We start from the raw sequence: 16,354 nt of genomic DNA, 5'->3' as shown, positions 1-16,354 counted from the left end.
CTATTGCAGCCATTCGACCTTGATATATCTTCCTTTTTCATTTAATCTCTTTGCTTAACTCTATCTCAAAACTGTTTTTAGTTTTTCCGGTTCAACTTTTCTTGCATCTGAAAGATAGATTTCTCTATGTACAAAAGTAACCTTTTCAAGATTATTGATTAAAATAAATTCATACATTTTTTTAAAACTTTGAGGTTCATCATCATAGGAACCTATATGAAGCATTTGGACAGATAAGCCATCTTCCATGGTGCCGAAGGTTACGTCCATTAGAAATGGATGTGGTTTCTTTTTTCTTACATTCTGAAAAGCTTTCTCTACTATCTCTTCAGTAACAAAACCTGGCTGTCTAATCATGATCGTATATAATAACTCATCCTTATTGAAGGTATCGGAGTTTATGCCTTCCTCAGTCAAACTCCATATTCCTTCTAATGGATACACTGTGTATTCAACATATCCTTCTGGGGTATATCCTGTTTTCGGCATCATTCGAATGGCATAAGCTAATGAATAAAGAACATTTATTTTTTCTGTAAATTCCTCACTATTGGGATTTCCTTTTCCCTTTATCATTAAAAACTTTTGCTCTGGAATGGTTACAAGTTCCGGATGACTTTTTGGCAAATATAAATTTTTTTCATGTTTTCTCCACTCATGTTTCACACTTTACACCTCCATTGTAGTCTATCAGAGTTATTCTACCATATCTAAATGAACAGCTATGTTATGGAATTAATGGCTAAAAAGGAACACAATATTAAATTCCCTTTTTGCATTTCACATCATATATCTTCACACGGAATTGCATATTAAGAATGTCTGAGAGTCACAGGTTAATATGGAAGCAATTGGACAATTTACATTATTTCAACAGTGAATTAATAAAATTTACAAAACCTTTACAATACATCCACTTAATCTTTACAAATAGCGTTTATTCTTTACAAATAGCGTTTATTCTTTACATTGTCGAATAAAAGTATTAATCGATCATCATGGAGGTTTAAAAATGACGTTAAAAAGCAGGACATTGTTAGGATTATTGGTACTAATCTTAACTGCCATACTATCAGCATGTGGAAATAATAGTAATGAAGGTGCAGGATCATCAAATCAAGGTTCAGCTACCGTTTCTGTATCGGGGTCTACGTCCGTAGGACCTTTAGCAGAAAAAATTGCAGAAAAATTTAAAGAGACAAGCAATGTAAAAGTTGAAATAAATCAAATTGGATCGTCAGCTGGGATAACCAATGCTATAAACGGAGTTTCAGAAATCGGAATGTCCTCTCGTGATTTAAAAGAAGAGGAAAAAGCAAGCGGGCTAGTCGAGACCATTATTGCGTATGATGGAATTGTTGTCGTAACACACCCAAGCAACAAAGTGAAAGACCTTACGATGGAACAAGTAAAGGCCGTTTTTACGGGTGAGGTTAAAAATTGGAAAGAGCTTGGGGGAGATGACTTGGAAATCGTCGTTGTTTCTAGAGAAGATGGCTCCGGATCACGCGATGCCTTTCAAGAAATAGTAGGGTATTCTTCAGGTGAATTAGTAAGAAGTGCCATCATTGCGAGTGGAAACGGCAATATAAAAACAACGGTTGCCACGAATAAGCATGCAGTAGGTTTTATTTCATTTGAATATATTGATTCCTCTATTTCAACTATAGATATAAATGGCGTGGAGGCTACAGCAGAGAATGTATTGCAGCAAAAATATAGCCTGTCACGTCCATTTTTGTTTGTACACAAAGAAGATCAAATTACCGATGCCGGAAAGCAATTTATCGAATATATTTTGAGCCCAGATGGACAAAAAATTGTTGGTGAAACTGGGGCCATTCCAATTAAATAACAACAGCTAGATTTGTTCACTAAAGGAACAGCAAGAGAAAAAGAGAATCATGGAGGAATGCGTATGCCGCGGCTGCCTGAAGAGGAAACGAAAACAAATAAGAGGAAGTACATGTTAGAGAAGCTGTCATCCAGATTATTTCAGTTTTGTGCACTACTTTCTGTTATCAGTTTATTATTAATCGTTGGATTTGTATTTTATAAAGGTTCACTACCATTTATAGTCGAAGGATATAGTTTTTTTGACTTTCTCTTTGGAGTGGATTGGGTTCCAAGTGAAGAGAAATTTGGCATTTTGCCAATGATTGTAGCATCCATTTACGCGACAATTGGTGCATTAGTGATTGGAGTGCCAATTGGTTTGTTTACAGCTATTTTCTTAGCAGAAATAGCACCAAAAAGTGTGGCCAAATTTATTTCTCCAGCAGTACAGCTATTGGCTGGAATTCCATCCGTTTTATATGGTGTATTTGGACTTGCACTCATCGTCCCATTTTTACAAAATCAATTAAACCTAGCAAAAGGACAAAGCTTGATAGCGGTAATCCTTGTTTTAGCTATTATGATGCTTCCTACCATTGTAACAGTCGCTGAAACAGCGATTCGTGCTGTCCCAAAAACATATCGTGAAGGTTCATTGGCACTGGGTACTTCGGAAATAGAGACAATCTTTAAGGTTGTTGTCCCAGCTGCGAAGTCAGGAATAATGGCCGCAATTGTATTAGGATTAGGCAGAGCAATTGGTGAAACCATGGCTGTAATCTTAGTAGCAGGAAATAGTCTTATTCTGCCAACAAGTCTTACAGACAGCGTGCGTCCACTAACGACAAATATTGCATTAGAAATGGGTTATGCATTCGGTACCCATCAAGAGATGTTATTTGCTACAGGTATTGTGTTATTCTCGTTTATCTTAATCTTAAACTTTGTTTTAGCAAAGATCAGTGCGAAGGGTGGTAAGTAAGTTGAGAAAGCAAAAAGATTATTTATACCGTGGACTTCTTTGGGGATCAGCTTTCTTGACAGTTGCCGTACTCGTCTTGATTGTTGGCTATATCTTTTTAAAAGGTTATCGTTTAATCAGCTTTGATTTTATATTTGGTGACTATTCTCCTGCTGGCGGCGGTGGAATTTGGCCGATGATTATCACGACCATATATACAATTGTTATCTCATTACTTATCGCAACCCCAATTGGAATTTGTGCCGCAGTCTATTTGCAGGAGTATGCAAAACAAGGTCGATTGGTAAATCTGATTCGTTTTGCAACCGAAAGCTTAACAGGAATTCCGTCGATTATTTATGGGTTATTTGGAGCGGTATTCTTTGTGACAACGTTAAAAATGGGCATGTCAATCATCGCTGCTTCCTTAACGTTAACAATTATCGTCTTACCTGTCATTATTCGAACAACAGAAGAATCGCTGAAAACAGTTCCTCACTCCTATCGGGAAGGATCACTCGCATTAGGAACAACAAAACTGCAAACTTTATATAAAGTCATTTTACCAAGTGCAATGCCTGGTATCTTATCTGGAATTATCCTATCAATAGGAAGAATTGTCGGTGAGTCCGCTGCTATTTTTTTAACCGCCGGAACGGTTGCAGCTATGCCTTCAAGTATCTTCTCATCGGCACGAACATTAACAGTTCACTCCTTTTTAGTAACACAGGAGTCAGGCGATATCGAATTAGCCTCGGCAGTTGGAATTGTCTTGATCGTAATTATCCTAGCGTTGAATCTATCGGCAACGTTTATCTCGAAAAAACTAAATAAAGCTGACTATTAAAAGAGGTGCTGAAATGAGTGCAAAAGATATTAAATTAAGGATGAATAATCCAAAACTGGTACAAAAACCAAATAAAGAAGTGAAAATCAATGTGAGAAATCTTAATTTGTTCTATGGAGAAAAGCAGGCACTTTACTCCATTTCACTTGATATACATGAAAATGAGGTTACCGCTCTAATTGGGCCATCGGGTTGTGGTAAATCAACTTTCCTGCGAACCTTAAACCGGATGAATGATTTGATTGATGGCGTAAAAATTACTGGTGATATTAAGGTTGATCATGAGGATATATACAAAAGCACTGATGTGATAAGATTAAGAACCAAAGTAGGTATGGTTTTTCAGAAGGCAAACCTATTCCCTATGAGCATTTATGATAACGTAGCATATGGTCCCAAAATGGCAGGAATTAAAAATAAAAAAGAGCTAAATGAAATTGTTGAAAGCAGCTTACGTGGTGCGGCCATCTGGGATGAAGTGAAAGATCGCTTAAAAACATCGGCACTCGGTCTTTCTGGTGGTCAGCAGCAGCGTATTTGTATCGCACGTGCCATTGCGATGAAGCCGGATATCATCCTAATGGATGAGCCTACTTCCGCATTAGACCCAATCTCTACTTTAAAAGTAGAAGAATTGATTGAAAAAATGAAGAAGGATTATACTATTGTCATTGTAACCCATAATATGCAACAAGCAGCAAGGGTCTCAGATAAAACTGCATTTTTCCTAAATGGAGAAGTTGTTGAGTATGACGCAACGAGTAAAATCTTTTCAATGCCAAGCGATCAGCGAACGGAAGATTATATAACTGGCAGATTTGGTTAATTTAGGAGGATAATGAATGGTTGTTCGTGAAAACTTTGATAATAAATTACAGGAACTACAGGTAAAAATGAACACAATGTCTGACTTGGCTGCTTCATCACTTGAAAAGGCTTTTGAAGCCTTTAAAACAAAAGATGTGGAAATAGCATTAAAAGTGATTGAAGAAGATGAAGTTGTGGATGATCTTGAAATCGAAATTAATCATTTTATTATTTGGCTTATAGCGAAGGAGCAACCTGTCGCCAGGGACTTACGAAAAATTATCGGAGCATTAAAAATCAGTTCTGAAATTGAACGAATTGCAGACTTTGGAGTTAATATTGCAAAATCGACAATCAAAATCGGGAAGTTCAATTCGTTAGTGAATATCACAAGTCTTGAGAAAATGAAGGATATCTCAATTACCATGCTTCAAAAGGGATTACAATCTTTTTTAAATGAAGATATCGCCCTTGCTAGAGAAGTTGGCAAATTGGATGACGAGGTTGATCATGCTAGTGACGAAGCCTATAAAACAATCACCAGCTATTTACAGGGACACCCCGAGGAAACAGACCAATTAGTACAATTGTTATTGATTAATCGTTATCTTGAACGAACAGCTGACCATATAACAAATATTGCTGAGAGTGCAGCTTATTTAATTAAAGGTCAAATGTATGATTTGAACTCATAATTTAAGATAAACTCAGAGGGTCACTCAACCTCTGAGTTTTTTATGCGATTTTTTATAGAAAGATTCGTTCTAAAGAAGTATAAAAATTATAAATAAACTCACACATATTGCTGCAAACTACAGATAATAATACTGAATTGTATTTAAGGAGGGATCTTATGAATGAGCAGGAAAAACAGCTTAGATTAACATCGGCGGAGATTGCTCCATTATGGGCACAGTATATGAATGATAGTGCAAGTATTTGTATCCTTTCATACTTTCTAGAAAAGGCTGAAGACCAGGAAATTAAACCTGTGATTGAACATGTTTTAAATCTGGCAAAATCCCATATTCAAAAAACAACCTCATTGTTTAAAGATGAAAAGTATGCAATCCCTCAGGGTTTTACTGTTGAAGAGGACGTAGTTTTAACTGCTCCAAGATTATATTCAGACAGTTTTGTTTTAGAGTTTATTTACCAGATGGCGAGAGGTGGATTAACAACATACTCCGCAGCTGTTTCTTTAGCAGTGAGAGCTGACTTAACAGAATACTTTATAGAATGCCTATCCGATACCATGCAGTTATATAAAATATCCAAGGATTTATTACTATCAAAAGGGTTATTTACTAGGTCTCCCTATCTTCCTAACATGACTGAAGTTGAATTTGTAAAGAAGCAGGAATTTATGTGGGACATCCTTAGAGATAAACGACCATTAAATGCACCAGAAGTAGCAAATCTATATGCTGACTTTCAAAGAAATGCCTTAGGAATAGCAGTACTTACAGGATTTACGCAGGTGGCCCAGTCAAAGGATGTAAAAAATTTTTTCAATAGAGGAATAGGGATTTCCCAAAAACATATAAAGCTATTTGGCCATAAATTTGAGGAAAGTAATCTTCCTATCCCTACTATATGGACATCAGAAGTGACATCCAGTACAACCAATACTTTTTCCGATAAACTTATGATGTTCTTTACAACGACCTTATCCTCTTTAAGTATTGGCTATTATGGAATAGGCATTGCCAGCAGTCCAAGAATAGATTTGGGAGTACTATACAACAGGTTATCTGCTGAAATTCAACTTTTTGCTGAGGACGGCGCAAATATTATGATCAAGAACAAATGGCTGGAACAGCCCCCATTGGCTGCCGACAGAGATGAATTAGCAAATAAGAAGTAACTGCAAAAACAATAACTAATTTAGAGCAAGGCCTGTCCCCCACTATAGTAACGCTTTAGTAAGCTGGGGGCAGACCCTTATTTTAAAATAGCACTGGTTTTTTCGTTATGGTGATTTGATTTAACTTTTACGAAAAGGTGCTTGGTGCTTCTACTTTTGAAATCTGAATTACTCTCCCAACTAATCGAAGCGGTGGTTTTGAGGGATGGATAAATTTACCTTTGTTTCCTTTTTCTCCAATTGCTTTTTAACTCCGGATTTGCGTGTGGAAGGATATACGTTTCAATTACATGGTTTACAGGTTTTTCGGACACTAGGTTGTATGTGGAAAGCTTTATTTTTTTATTATTAAGGGTTTTAACCTTAATATATTTTAAAGAAGCCCCACCCCAATAAATATCTTTAATCTCCCTAATAGGGATGACTTTTTTCCGACCTTTCAGATTCCCATCTTCAACAGTAAATAATGCCTTTCCAGCAAGTATTACAGAAAGAACCTTTAATAGAATACTTCCGCAAAATAGTGTACCAATAATGCCAATTATGATTCCAAAAAATCCTCTAATAATACTTGAATTAGGTACAATGTAAAAGAGGATAAATAGTGACGCAATGGTCATTAACCCACTAAGAAAAACCATACAACCTGCCCAAAACGGCAGATAGACCACTTCAACCTTATCATTCGTTATCTTAATATTATTTTCCATGAATATCCCCTCCTTTTTCTCCTTAAAAGCAGTTATGTTGTTTTGAATGAGGAGATCAATACTATTTGCATTACAGCGTAAAAGAATGTTTGCGCGAAAAGAATAATCCCATTTACCTATATCGAGGAACTATCCCTGATAAACGTCCTGAAGCCCATTTATAGTACAAAAGGGACCAAATTCCTTTATGAATTTTGGTCCCTTAATGAACTATTTCAACACCAACTGTGCGACCGCTTCAACATGCGCTGTTTGCGGAAACATATCCACCGGCTGAATATATTTCACTTCATATTTTACGCTTAACAGATTGATATCCTTTGCCAAAGTGGACGGATTGCACGAGATATAGATGAGTTTTTCTGGTGCTGTCTGCAGGATGGTTTGAATTAATTGTCCGTCAAGACCCGTACGTGGTGGATCGACAATGATAACATCTGGCTTCCAGCCCTTTTTCACCCATTTAGGCAGAACTTCTTCCGCCTTTCCAGGTACATATTTCGTGTTGGTGAACCCGTGGCGCTTAGCATTTTTCTTAGCATCGTCTATAGATTCTGGAATAACATCCATTCCCCGAACTTCTGCTGCCTGGTCCGCCAGCCACAAACCAATAGTTCCAACACCGCAATAGGCATCGACGATTTTTTCCTTACCTGTCAGTGCTGCAGCCTTTTTCACTTCATTATAAAGCTTAATCGTTTGAACTGGATTTAATTGAAAAAATGTCCTAGCTGATAGCTCAAACTGCAGGTCACCCAATGTTTCCTGAATAAACTCTTCTCCAGCGAGTGGCAACGTTTCTTCCCCAAAAATCAACGACGTTTTTTGTTCATTAATGTTCTGAACAATGGATCTCACATGTGGAAGGCGTTTTTGGATTTCTTTGATGATTTGTTCTTTCTTCGGTAACTCTTTTTGATTTGTTATGAGAACCACCTGAAGCTGACCACTCTGGACACCCACCCGGGTAACAATGGTTCTAACGATTCCTTTACGTGTTTTTTCATTATAAATCGTAATTTTTAGCTCTTCGAGAATCTTTTTAACAGTATTAACCGCTTCATTCGTTTGCGAATGCTGAACCGCACAATGTTCAATATCGATGAGTTGGTGGGAGTTTAAACCGTATAATCCTGCTAAAACCTTTCCGTCTCTCCCTGCTAGTTGAAAACTACTCTTATTCCGATAGCCCCAAGGGTCTTCCATTCCAATGGTTTCGCGAATATTAAGTTTTTCTACTTGCAGCCTTGTATGACGTTCAAGCGATTGGATAACAATATCCCGCTTTTCTTTTAATTGCTGGTTATATGCTAAATGCTGCAACTGACAGCCGCCGCATTGCTCATAAACAGGGCAAGGCGGCTGAACTCGATGCGGTGATTTAATACGAATCTTTTTTATTTTTGCCTCAGCAAATTTAGGGTTAATCTTGGTTGCCTCGACTACTACCTCTTCGCCTGGGAGTGCGCCAGGCACAAAAACTACCTGCCTTTTAAAATATCCTACTCCTTCCCCATTAATGCCGAGTCGTTTAATGGTTAAGGGAAAGGTCTGTTTTTCTTGTATTTTTATTGATTGATCAGTTTTCATTTTGTTCACTCCAAATTCCGGTTCCTGTTTGATATCACCGTATTATAGCATTATTAACAGAGAAAAGCTGAATTCTACGCGAATCCAGCTTTTTCCTAATTATTTTCTCCAGAAACTTGGTATGATACCTTTCTTTTCCGGTTTGAATTCATTAAGGCTTTTAAATTTATAGCCTTTCTTTTTCAAATCTCTTATTACTGTTTCAAGGGCATCGGCATTATCCTTTGAAACGGTGTGCAATAGTAACACACAGCCAGGGTGGATTTGTCTCATGATATTATCGTAGGAATATTGCCAGCCTCTTTGTGCATTGGTATTCCAGTCGACAAATGCCAGTGACCAAAAAACATGCGTATAGCCTTCTTCCTTCGCAATTTGCATGGTTCTCTCACTAAAAACGCCCCTTGGCGGACGCAAATACGTCATTTTCTTTTGACCCGTAATCTCTTTTGTTTTATCCTTCACTTTTTGAAGCTCTTCACGAATTCGCTCATCACTGATTTGTGTCATATTCGGATGATGCCAAGAATGGTTTCCGACGATATGTCCTTCATCCACCATCCGCTTCGTCAATTCAGGTTGAGATTGTAAATAATGTCCTGTTACAAAAAATGTTGCCGGCACTTTTTCCTTTTTTAGTACATCTAATACTTTACTTGTATATCCTGCTTCATAGCCATTATCGAAGGTAAGATATAAAGTTTTTGTGCTTGGATCTCCTTTATAAAAAGCACCATACTTTTCAAGTATCTTTTCATACTCAGCCCCAGCATCAGGCGGCTGTTCATTAACTGCTTTTTTAAATCCCCAATTAATTGGCTTATTTGGTGCGGAGCCATATGTAACCTGAGGCACCATTAAAAGCAGCAAACTAAGGATGCATAATAATTTTTTCATCCATGTTCCCCCTATTTTGTTTTTTATAGTGTTTGTTTGAATTTGGGAAACATGATTAGCAGTTTAAGGAAAAAGGATGGGTCAGCTTGTCTGATTCCCTCATGCATGTTTTTTCGTATTAAACGGTAATCAGAAGACTTGTCTGATTCCCTCATGTATGTTTTTTCGTGTTAAACAGTAATCAGACGGCTCACCTGATTCCCACATGTACGTTTTTTTGTGTTAAACGGTAATCAGACAGCCCGCTGATTACCACAAGCATGATTTTTCAGGTACAGATAATTGCAAATACCCCATTAATGTTCAGACATTTTTTATAACTTTTTACACAAAACCATACAGCACCTACAAAACAACCCATTCAAAAAGAGCAGGCCCCATAAGGAGCCTGCCCGCCTATCTTAATTAAACACCTTATCCTTAAACTGTGCCAATTTTTCCAACGAAGACTTATCTACATCTGCATGCAAACTGTTTCCGTGTGAATCCATTGTTACAACGGCAGTGAAGCCTTCTACGCGCAGGTGCCACATCGCCTCAGGGATACCAAATTGCATGAGGTCTACACCTTCAACCCCCTTGATACAATCCGCATAATACTGAGCAGCACCGCCAATTGCGTTTAAATATACACCGCCGTGCTCTTTAAGTGCAGCTAAGGTACGAGGTCCCATTCCGCCTTTACCAATAACGGCACGAATGCCAAATCTCTTCATAATATCACCTTGGTAAGGCTCCTCACGAATACTTGTAGTCGGACCTGCTGCCTTCACATGCCAGTTACCTTTTTCATCCTTTAACATAACTGGACCACAGTGATAGATCACTTGTCCATTCAAATCTACTGGTGAGTCATTGTCTGATAAGTATTTATGAATAGCGTCACGGCCGGTGTACATCATACCGTTAATTTGGACGACATCACCGACCTTCAATTCACGAATTTGTTCTTCTGTGATTGGGGCTTGGAGAGTGATCACATCGTTTGCACGTGCTGCAGCCGTTTCTTTCTCCGCTTCTGTTTCCGCAAAATCAATGAATTCACCATCTTGGTACATCCACTCATTAATTTCTCCTGATACAGGGTCGACACTAACACCTAAACGGCGGAATGCCCAGCAATTGTAAGCGACAGATACATAGAAGCTAGCAGGAATTCGATTCATTACCCCTACCTTACAGCCTAATAAAGTTGCTTCACCGCCAAAGCCCATGGTACCGATACCCAATTTATTCGCATTTTCTAACACATACTCTTCTAGAGCACGTAAATCTTCATTTGAATTCACATCATCTAATGAACGGAATAATTGTTCTTTTGCTAAATCATAGCCTGATGAACGGTCGCCGCCAATCCCTACTCCAATAAAACCTGCACTGCAGCCCTGGCCTTGTGCCTGATACACGGAATGCATGATACATTTTCGGATTCCGTCAAGGTCACGACCTGCTCGTCCAAGTCCATCTAACTCACATGGCAAACTGTACTGGATGTTTTTATTTTCACAGCCGCCGCCTTTTAAAATCAAACGTACATCGATATAATCTTTTTCCCATTGATCAAATTTCATAACCGGTAAACCTGCTCCGAGGTTGTCTCCACTGTTCTCCCCTGTTAGAGAATCCACAGAGTTAGGGCGCAGTTTTCCTTCTTTGGTTGCGATTACAATTGCATTTTTGATCGCTTCTTTTAGTTCCAATTGATTTACACCAACAGGCGTCTTGATTTTGAATGTTGGCAAACCAGTGTCCTGACAAATTGGTGAAACTTGATCATCTGCCATTTTAATATTATTAGTAATTGTGGCGAGACTCATTGCTGCACTTGTACCCGCGTTTTCTTTTTCCTTTGCCGCACGCACTGCCCGACGGACATCCTTTGGAAGCTTCGTAGAAGTTTCCACTACCAATTTGTACATGCTCTCCTGAAATTTCTCGATATTCACCTAAAGTACCCCTTTCCCCTTATCCGATTCGCAATCTATTTAAAAATTACAACTATTTATACGACTATTATTATACTCCTATAAACAAACGATTTAAAGATAAAGGTTTTCCAAAAGAAAAGAGCCTGTAGTTAAACAGACTCTGGGGTTTCACGATGATTGAATTCTTTACATTTTGATTCTAATTCATCAATCATTTTGATTAAATTATCAATATCATCAAGATCCGTATCCTCCGGATCGATTGATTCCAATACATCTAGAAACATGTTTAATCGCTGCTTTAAAAAACTAACTTGTGAATTTTTATCATAAGTTGGACTACCCAAATCATTCCTCTCCCTTCCATCCAATATCCTAGCACTTTTTGCCATTCATTTCAAAAAAGAACCCCAAAAAGGAGTTCTTCCTCAACATCATCTTCATCTAGGTCTTTCTGACGCAGCAAACCCAAATGAAACATGATCCTGTACAGGAATCCATGCCCCAATTCCTTGCTGTGTTACATTTTTAATTACAATCATTTTTTTGCTTCCCTTTAGCATTAAGTAGACCTCACCATACGTCACTTTGCCTTTTTCATTTACCGCAGGTGCATAAGCGTATAAGTACCCTAAACGGTTAACAGGGATATTGTAAACATGATCATTCTTCGTTCCAGCACCGATAATGGTTTCAAATGCGAGCGGAAGACGAGTTTTTTCCATCGCTTTTAAGAGCATCATCTTTTTAACATCTTCTGCGCTAGCAATTTTAGCTGTCAATCCACCGCGGATCATTTTTTGCGCTTCTTGAACATAATGAATTTGATAAGGGACTGTCCCGCCGCGGTTATCGTAATAATTTGTATTAATCTTTTGATATTCCCAGTTTGGTGATGTTTCTGTTGATTCATAATTTAATGGCCACTGACCTAGATAGACGATGGCACGATATCCAAGTGCAAACGGGGTACTATTGACACTTGATTCATTCAGCATGCGTATTAAATCTGGATTTTCAATTTTCACCTTGGAAGAGTCAATAAGCTTTTTTGTTAACTCACTAGGCTGCAAGGTAGGTAAATCCTGTGTTGAATTCGGATAGGTATTTTCCTTCGTAATATTACGAACCGAAGGAGGAACTTGATAGTTTGCCGGTTCTTTTTTAGCATTTTCAGCTGAAGCTGTTGGCAAAAAGGCTAACAGTAATAGCAGTGTTGTTATCACGGGAATCAATTTTTTCATTAAGAAAACTCCTTTCACACAATTAGCAATGATAAGTCTGCTCATAGTGTTTTCGGAGTTGAAAATTTTTATCCATTACCACGAAAAATTTCAATATTTCTCCACGTAACTGCTTGCGATTAGTTTATTCAGTAATTTTTCGAAGTACGGAAAACAAAGCTGGATAAAGGGTCCAATCAAAAAGGTAATGATGATCGTCCCAAAACCAATGGGACCTTTAAGAAATAGTGCTGGAATTAATGCGATGATTTCCCCAATGGTTTTTGCAGTCATTAAATTAACACTAAAACGCTTTTGGATTGCCATCATAAAAGAATCAAAAGGACTCGATGGGAACTTTGCCTGTAAGTAAATTGCAGCACCAACCGCTATAATAAAAAGTCCCAGTACTAACGTGGCCAATTGAATGATAAATCCAGTAGCCTCCCAAGATTTAAAAACAATTAGTATCCAAAAGTCCACTAATGAACCTATCAAGATAATCGTAAATAATGATAGTATTTCGGGTCTCTTTTTTATCAAAAGCGCATTCACAAGGATAAGAACGGCTCCATCGATAATTACCCATGTTCCAATTGTTAAACCGACCCATTGAGTCAGAGCCACATTTAATGCGTCCCAAGCACCAACACCCAGCTCTGCTTTAATTGTTAAACATATACCAAACGTCATGATAAATAACCCAATAATAAAAAATAAAGTGCGATAAAATAATGCCATTTTTTTCTCCTGAAATATAATCTGAACATTTACAAAATTCGAATAATCAATTATAATATACTTATCCTTTAAAAAAGGAGGGCAGTAATCAATCGACTAACCATTTACACTTAAGGAGGTTGGGATTCCACTCATATATGATATTCAACACTCGTGTTTTTCATTTATAAATTAACATGAAGGTTGGTGATAGATGGTCCCAAGAAAGCGATTGGTTTTACCCGAATATAGCATATGCTTGAACATTATAGCACAGATTATGGATTACCCTTACATCGAAAATAGTTAAAAAAGAGGAGACTCTGAGCTTACCGGCTCAGAGTCTTTGTGTTTAAAGCAGGAAGAACCCTATCCCCATAATAAAATAAGCGGCAAGTAAGGTCAGTCCCTCAAACCAGTTCGATTCACCATCATTGGAGATAACAACAATAAGCAGGACCGAGGTTACCATTGCAATCAATTCCGGCATCGTAAATACAAGCGGCATCGATTCTGTAAAGAAAAGGGAAATTAAAACAAGCACTGGCGCCACAAACATGGCAACCTGCAGAGTCGAGCCAATGGCAATCTCGACAGCAATGTCCATTTTATTTTTAAAGGCCATGACTATCGCTGAAGCATGCTCGGCTGCATTCCCAACAATGGCTACAATAATCACCCCGATAAACAGCTCAGTCCATCCAAAAGATTCTGCAACATATTCAAACGTATGAACAAGATTTTCAGAAATATAGGCAACGGCTAGAGTAGCAACTAACAAAACAGTGATAGCCTTGCCCTTCCCCCATTCTGGTTCTTCCTCATGATGTTTTTCGGTATTTTCGCTTTGATAAACCCCTCTATGGGTTACTAATTTAAAGAACAGTGCAGCAAGATAAAGCAAAATTAAAATGACGGATATCCCGATACTTAAACTTAATGTTTCTGACTCATTCATTTCCATCGAAAAAACTTCAGGAATAACGAATGCTACAATGACAGCGAACATTAAGAGGCCTGAGTTATGACGGGCATCGTGGACGTTAAAGGTCTGCCTTTTAAATTTTAAGCCGCCTATAAAGAAGGAAAATCCCGCGACTAAAAGCAGGTTACCGAGTACAGACCCAGTTAATGAGGCTAGAACTACACCCACCAATCCCTCCTTTAGCGCAAAGATAGAAATAATAAGTTCCACTGCATTCCCAAAAGTTGCATTTAACAGTCCACCGACCCGCGGACCTGCAACAATGGCAAGACTTTCCGTAGCTCTCCCCATATAACTAGCCAGAGCGATTATTGCAACACAATAAACGATAAAAAGTAGCATCGTTGGCCAATGCATGAGTGTCCCGATTACTGAAAGTGGAACCCCAATAAAGGTAAGGATCATAAATATTTTTTCCAACTATTGTCCCTCCCAAAAAATATTGTTAAAATCCCAACTAAAAAATGTAAAATATCCTCCAATATGAGACTTCCCCATTTTTCCTATATTAAAACCGTGCAAAATATTTAACTTGCAAATGCTTTGTATTCTCGTTACCATCTTCCATGTAGCCATTCTATGGGATTACAAACGAATAAATAACGAGGGACCTATTATGAATAAAGATAAATTTCGCTTATGGATCTTGGTGACGATTGTTTCAATATCTGGTTTTTCCCAAGGAATGCTTCTCCCGCTTATTGCTGTAATATTCGAGAAGGGCGGAGTTTCTTCTTCTCTTAACGGATTAAATGCAATAGCACTCTATATTGGAATTCTATTGATTTCTCCATTTATGGAAGCACCTCTTCGTAAATATGGGTATAAACCAACAATTATTTTCGGAGGCGGCCTAGTGGTCCTTGCACTCGCAATGTTTCCTGTGTGGAAGTCCTTTTGGTTTTGGTTTTGTTTGCGCGCCTTGATTGGTATTGGTGACCATGCCTTGCACTTCGCTACCCAAACCTGGATTACATCCTCCTCTCCAGCCGATAAAAGAGGGCGGAATGTTTCACTATATGGATTGTTTTTTGGTATTGGCTTTGCGAGCGGACCATTGATGACACCTCTCGTAAATATTAATGAATCACTTCCCTTTATTGTTTCATCCATCTTATGCTTCATCGGCTGGGTGTTTGTCTTTACACTAAAAAATGAGTTTCCAGAGCAAGAAGTTGGAATCAATTCATTCCTTAACACCATCAAGCGCTTTAGTAAAACGATGAAGGTTGGCTGGGTAGCCTTCCTCCCTCCGTTCTGCTACGGTTTTTTAGAATCCTCTTTAAACGGCAGCTTTCCCGTCTACGCTTTAAGAATGGATATTGACGTAGCAAAAGTTTCCATTATGTTAACAGTCTTTGCCGTTGGAGGTATTATTACACAACTGCCATTAGGAGTCCTAAGTGATACATATGGCCGAAGAAATTTATTAATGGTTATTCTTTTACTTGGATTTTTTACTTTTACGTCTGCAAGTATTTTCGAACATTCCTTTATTGGTCTTTTTGTCTCCTTCCTCTTATCAGGTATGGTCGTAGGCTCGACCTTTTCACTTGGAATTAGTTATATGACGGATTTAGTACCTAGGAATCTGTTAGCAACTGGAAATTTATTATGCGGTATCTTTTTTAGTTTAGGAAGTCTGAGCGGTCCCATAATCGGGGGGCTATTTATTCAATTTTTCAAAGGAATTAGTTTCTTTTATATCATCAGTACCATGCTGCTTATCTTATCCATTATCCTGTACGTTTTCGGTAAAAAAACTTTCCCAATGGTTGAGCAGCAAAACTCCTAGGATTCATGGAGCAATTTTATATTATTAACATAAATTGTATGGTAAAATTAAATCAATAAAATAAATCACTGAAGTCTCAGTCATCCTTACGATGACTGCTCTACAATCTGTGCTGTCATCCTCATGATGACAGCTTTCGTGTTTTTTAAGGGTAGTGAATATGATTATTTTTCTCATTTAGAAAGAAA

General features: G+C 37.9%; 16 protein-coding genes. 7 read left to right on the top strand and 9 right to left on the bottom strand.

Annotated elements, in window-relative coordinates:
• Positions 1–60: 60 nt before the first annotated feature.
• The gene (locus tag AC2TFD_RS05965) at positions 61–666 is read right to left on the bottom strand and encodes a GyrI-like domain-containing protein (protein WP_484675255.1); all 606 of its coding nucleotides are present in this window, start codon (positions 664–666) and stop codon (positions 61–63) included.
• Between the two features lie 346 nt (positions 667–1,012).
• Between AC2TFD_RS05965 and AC2TFD_RS05960 the strand changes: the two genes are divergently transcribed.
• From AC2TFD_RS05960 to AC2TFD_RS05935, 6 genes are all read left to right on the top strand, one after another.
• Positions 1,013–1,855, top strand: coding sequence for a phosphate ABC transporter substrate-binding protein (locus tag AC2TFD_RS05960; protein WP_484675254.1), 843 nt, complete (start codon positions 1,013–1,015; stop codon positions 1,853–1,855).
• A gap of 63 nt (positions 1,856–1,918) precedes the next feature.
• Positions 1,919–2,818, top strand: a complete 900-nt coding sequence (gene pstC / locus AC2TFD_RS05955) for a phosphate ABC transporter permease subunit PstC (RefSeq protein WP_335515312.1) — start codon at positions 1,919–1,921, stop codon at positions 2,816–2,818.
• Between the two features lies 1 nt (position 2,819).
• Complete coding sequence (gene pstA, locus AC2TFD_RS05950) at positions 2,820–3,644, top strand: phosphate ABC transporter permease PstA (protein ID WP_335515311.1); 825 nt, start codon at positions 2,820–2,822, stop codon at positions 3,642–3,644.
• Positions 3,645–3,684: 40 nt separating this feature from the next.
• Positions 3,685–4,470: a phosphate ABC transporter ATP-binding protein PstB gene (gene pstB, locus AC2TFD_RS05945; RefSeq protein WP_335515324.1), complete on the top strand. Its 786-nt coding sequence runs from the start codon at positions 3,685–3,687 to the stop codon at positions 4,468–4,470.
• Between the two features lie 16 nt (positions 4,471–4,486).
• Positions 4,487–5,146 carry a phosphate signaling complex protein PhoU gene (gene phoU / locus AC2TFD_RS05940; RefSeq protein ID WP_484675253.1) on the top strand — a complete coding sequence of 220 codons (660 nt, stop codon included), beginning with the start codon at positions 4,487–4,489 and terminating at the stop codon, positions 5,144–5,146.
• A gap of 158 nt (positions 5,147–5,304) precedes the next feature.
• Positions 5,305–6,318 carry a DUF3231 family protein gene (locus tag AC2TFD_RS05935; RefSeq protein ID WP_484675252.1) on the top strand — a complete coding sequence of 338 codons (1,014 nt, stop codon included), beginning with the start codon at positions 5,305–5,307 and terminating at the stop codon, positions 6,316–6,318.
• Between the two features lie 215 nt (positions 6,319–6,533).
• Here the strand turns inward: AC2TFD_RS05935 and AC2TFD_RS05930 are convergent, their stop codons facing one another.
• The 8 genes from AC2TFD_RS05930 to cax all read right to left on the bottom strand — a co-directional run bounded on the left by AC2TFD_RS05930 (position 6,534) and on the right by cax (position 14,791).
• Positions 6,534–7,028 (bottom strand): DUF5381 family protein, encoded by a 495-nt coding sequence (locus AC2TFD_RS05930; protein WP_484675251.1) that lies wholly within the window; start codon positions 7,026–7,028, stop codon positions 6,534–6,536.
• 210 nt (positions 7,029–7,238) lie between these two features.
• Positions 7,239–8,618, bottom strand: coding sequence for a 23S rRNA (uracil(1939)-C(5))-methyltransferase RlmD (rlmD, locus tag AC2TFD_RS05925; RefSeq protein WP_484675250.1), 1,380 nt, complete (start codon positions 8,616–8,618; stop codon positions 7,239–7,241).
• Positions 8,619–8,717: 99 nt separating this feature from the next.
• A complete protein-coding gene (gene pdaA, locus AC2TFD_RS05920; protein WP_484675249.1) occupies positions 8,718–9,515 on the bottom strand; it encodes a delta-lactam-biosynthetic de-N-acetylase in 798 nt (265 codons plus the stop codon).
• A 401-nt stretch (positions 9,516–9,916) separates the two neighbouring features.
• Positions 9,917–11,461, bottom strand: a complete 1,545-nt coding sequence (locus AC2TFD_RS05915; protein ID WP_484675248.1) for a fumarate hydratase — start codon at positions 11,459–11,461, stop codon at positions 9,917–9,919.
• 131 nt (positions 11,462–11,592) lie between these two features.
• Positions 11,593–11,790 carry an SE1561 family protein gene (locus AC2TFD_RS05910; RefSeq protein ID WP_335512471.1) on the bottom strand — a complete coding sequence of 66 codons (198 nt, stop codon included), beginning with the start codon at positions 11,788–11,790 and terminating at the stop codon, positions 11,593–11,595.
• A 93-nt stretch (positions 11,791–11,883) separates the two neighbouring features.
• Positions 11,884–12,687 carry a YfkD famly protein gene (locus tag AC2TFD_RS05905; protein ID WP_335512473.1) on the bottom strand — a complete coding sequence of 268 codons (804 nt, stop codon included), beginning with the start codon at positions 12,685–12,687 and terminating at the stop codon, positions 11,884–11,886.
• Positions 12,688–12,777: 90 nt separating this feature from the next.
• Positions 12,778–13,407, bottom strand: coding sequence for a YczE/YyaS/YitT family protein (locus AC2TFD_RS05900; protein WP_484675247.1), 630 nt, complete (start codon positions 13,405–13,407; stop codon positions 12,778–12,780).
• A gap of 331 nt (positions 13,408–13,738) precedes the next feature.
• Positions 13,739–14,791 carry a calcium/proton exchanger gene (cax, locus tag AC2TFD_RS05895; RefSeq protein WP_335512476.1) on the bottom strand — a complete coding sequence of 351 codons (1,053 nt, stop codon included), beginning with the start codon at positions 14,789–14,791 and terminating at the stop codon, positions 13,739–13,741.
• A 196-nt stretch (positions 14,792–14,987) separates the two neighbouring features.
• Here cax and AC2TFD_RS05890 point away from each other — a divergent pair, with 196 nt between their 5' ends.
• Entirely contained in the window at positions 14,988–16,166 is a 1,179-nt protein-coding gene (locus tag AC2TFD_RS05890) for an MFS transporter (protein ID WP_484675246.1), read from the top strand.
• The last annotated feature ends 188 nt before the right edge of the window (positions 16,167–16,354 follow it).

Source organism: Neobacillus sp. plas4, assembly GCF_057221695.1.
The sequence above is the reverse complement of the archived record's forward strand: the minus strand, read 5'-3'. Positions and strand labels throughout refer to the sequence as shown.

Excerpts from the sequence above, each read along its gene's own strand:
- AC2TFD_RS05890 (WP_484675246.1), top strand. The coding sequence starts at position 14,988 with ATGAATAAAGATAAATTTCGCTTATGGATCTTGGTGACGATTGTTTCA.
- pstC (WP_335515312.1), top strand. The coding sequence starts at position 1,919 with ATGCCGCGGCTGCCTGAAGAGGAAACGAAAACAAATAAGAGGAAGTAC.
- rlmD (WP_484675250.1), bottom strand. The coding sequence starts at position 8,618 with ATGAAAACTGATCAATCAATAAAAATACAAGAAAAACAGACCTTTCCC.
- AC2TFD_RS05960 (WP_484675254.1), top strand. The coding sequence starts at position 1,013 with ATGACGTTAAAAAGCAGGACATTGTTAGGATTATTGGTACTAATCTTA.
- pstB (WP_335515324.1), top strand. The coding sequence starts at position 3,685 with ATGAATAATCCAAAACTGGTACAAAAACCAAATAAAGAAGTGAAAATC.
- AC2TFD_RS05935 (WP_484675252.1), top strand. The coding sequence starts at position 5,305 with ATGAATGAGCAGGAAAAACAGCTTAGATTAACATCGGCGGAGATTGCT.
- AC2TFD_RS05905 (WP_335512473.1), bottom strand. The coding sequence starts at position 12,687 with ATGAAAAAATTGATTCCCGTGATAACAACACTGCTATTACTGTTAGCC.
- AC2TFD_RS05930 (WP_484675251.1), bottom strand. The coding sequence starts at position 7,028 with ATGGAAAATAATATTAAGATAACGAATGATAAGGTTGAAGTGGTCTAT.
- pdaA (WP_484675249.1), bottom strand. The coding sequence starts at position 9,515 with ATGAAAAAATTATTATGCATCCTTAGTTTGCTGCTTTTAATGGTGCCT.
- phoU (WP_484675253.1), top strand. The coding sequence starts at position 4,487 with ATGGTTGTTCGTGAAAACTTTGATAATAAATTACAGGAACTACAGGTA.
- AC2TFD_RS05900 (WP_484675247.1), bottom strand. The coding sequence starts at position 13,407 with ATGGCATTATTTTATCGCACTTTATTTTTTATTATTGGGTTATTTATC.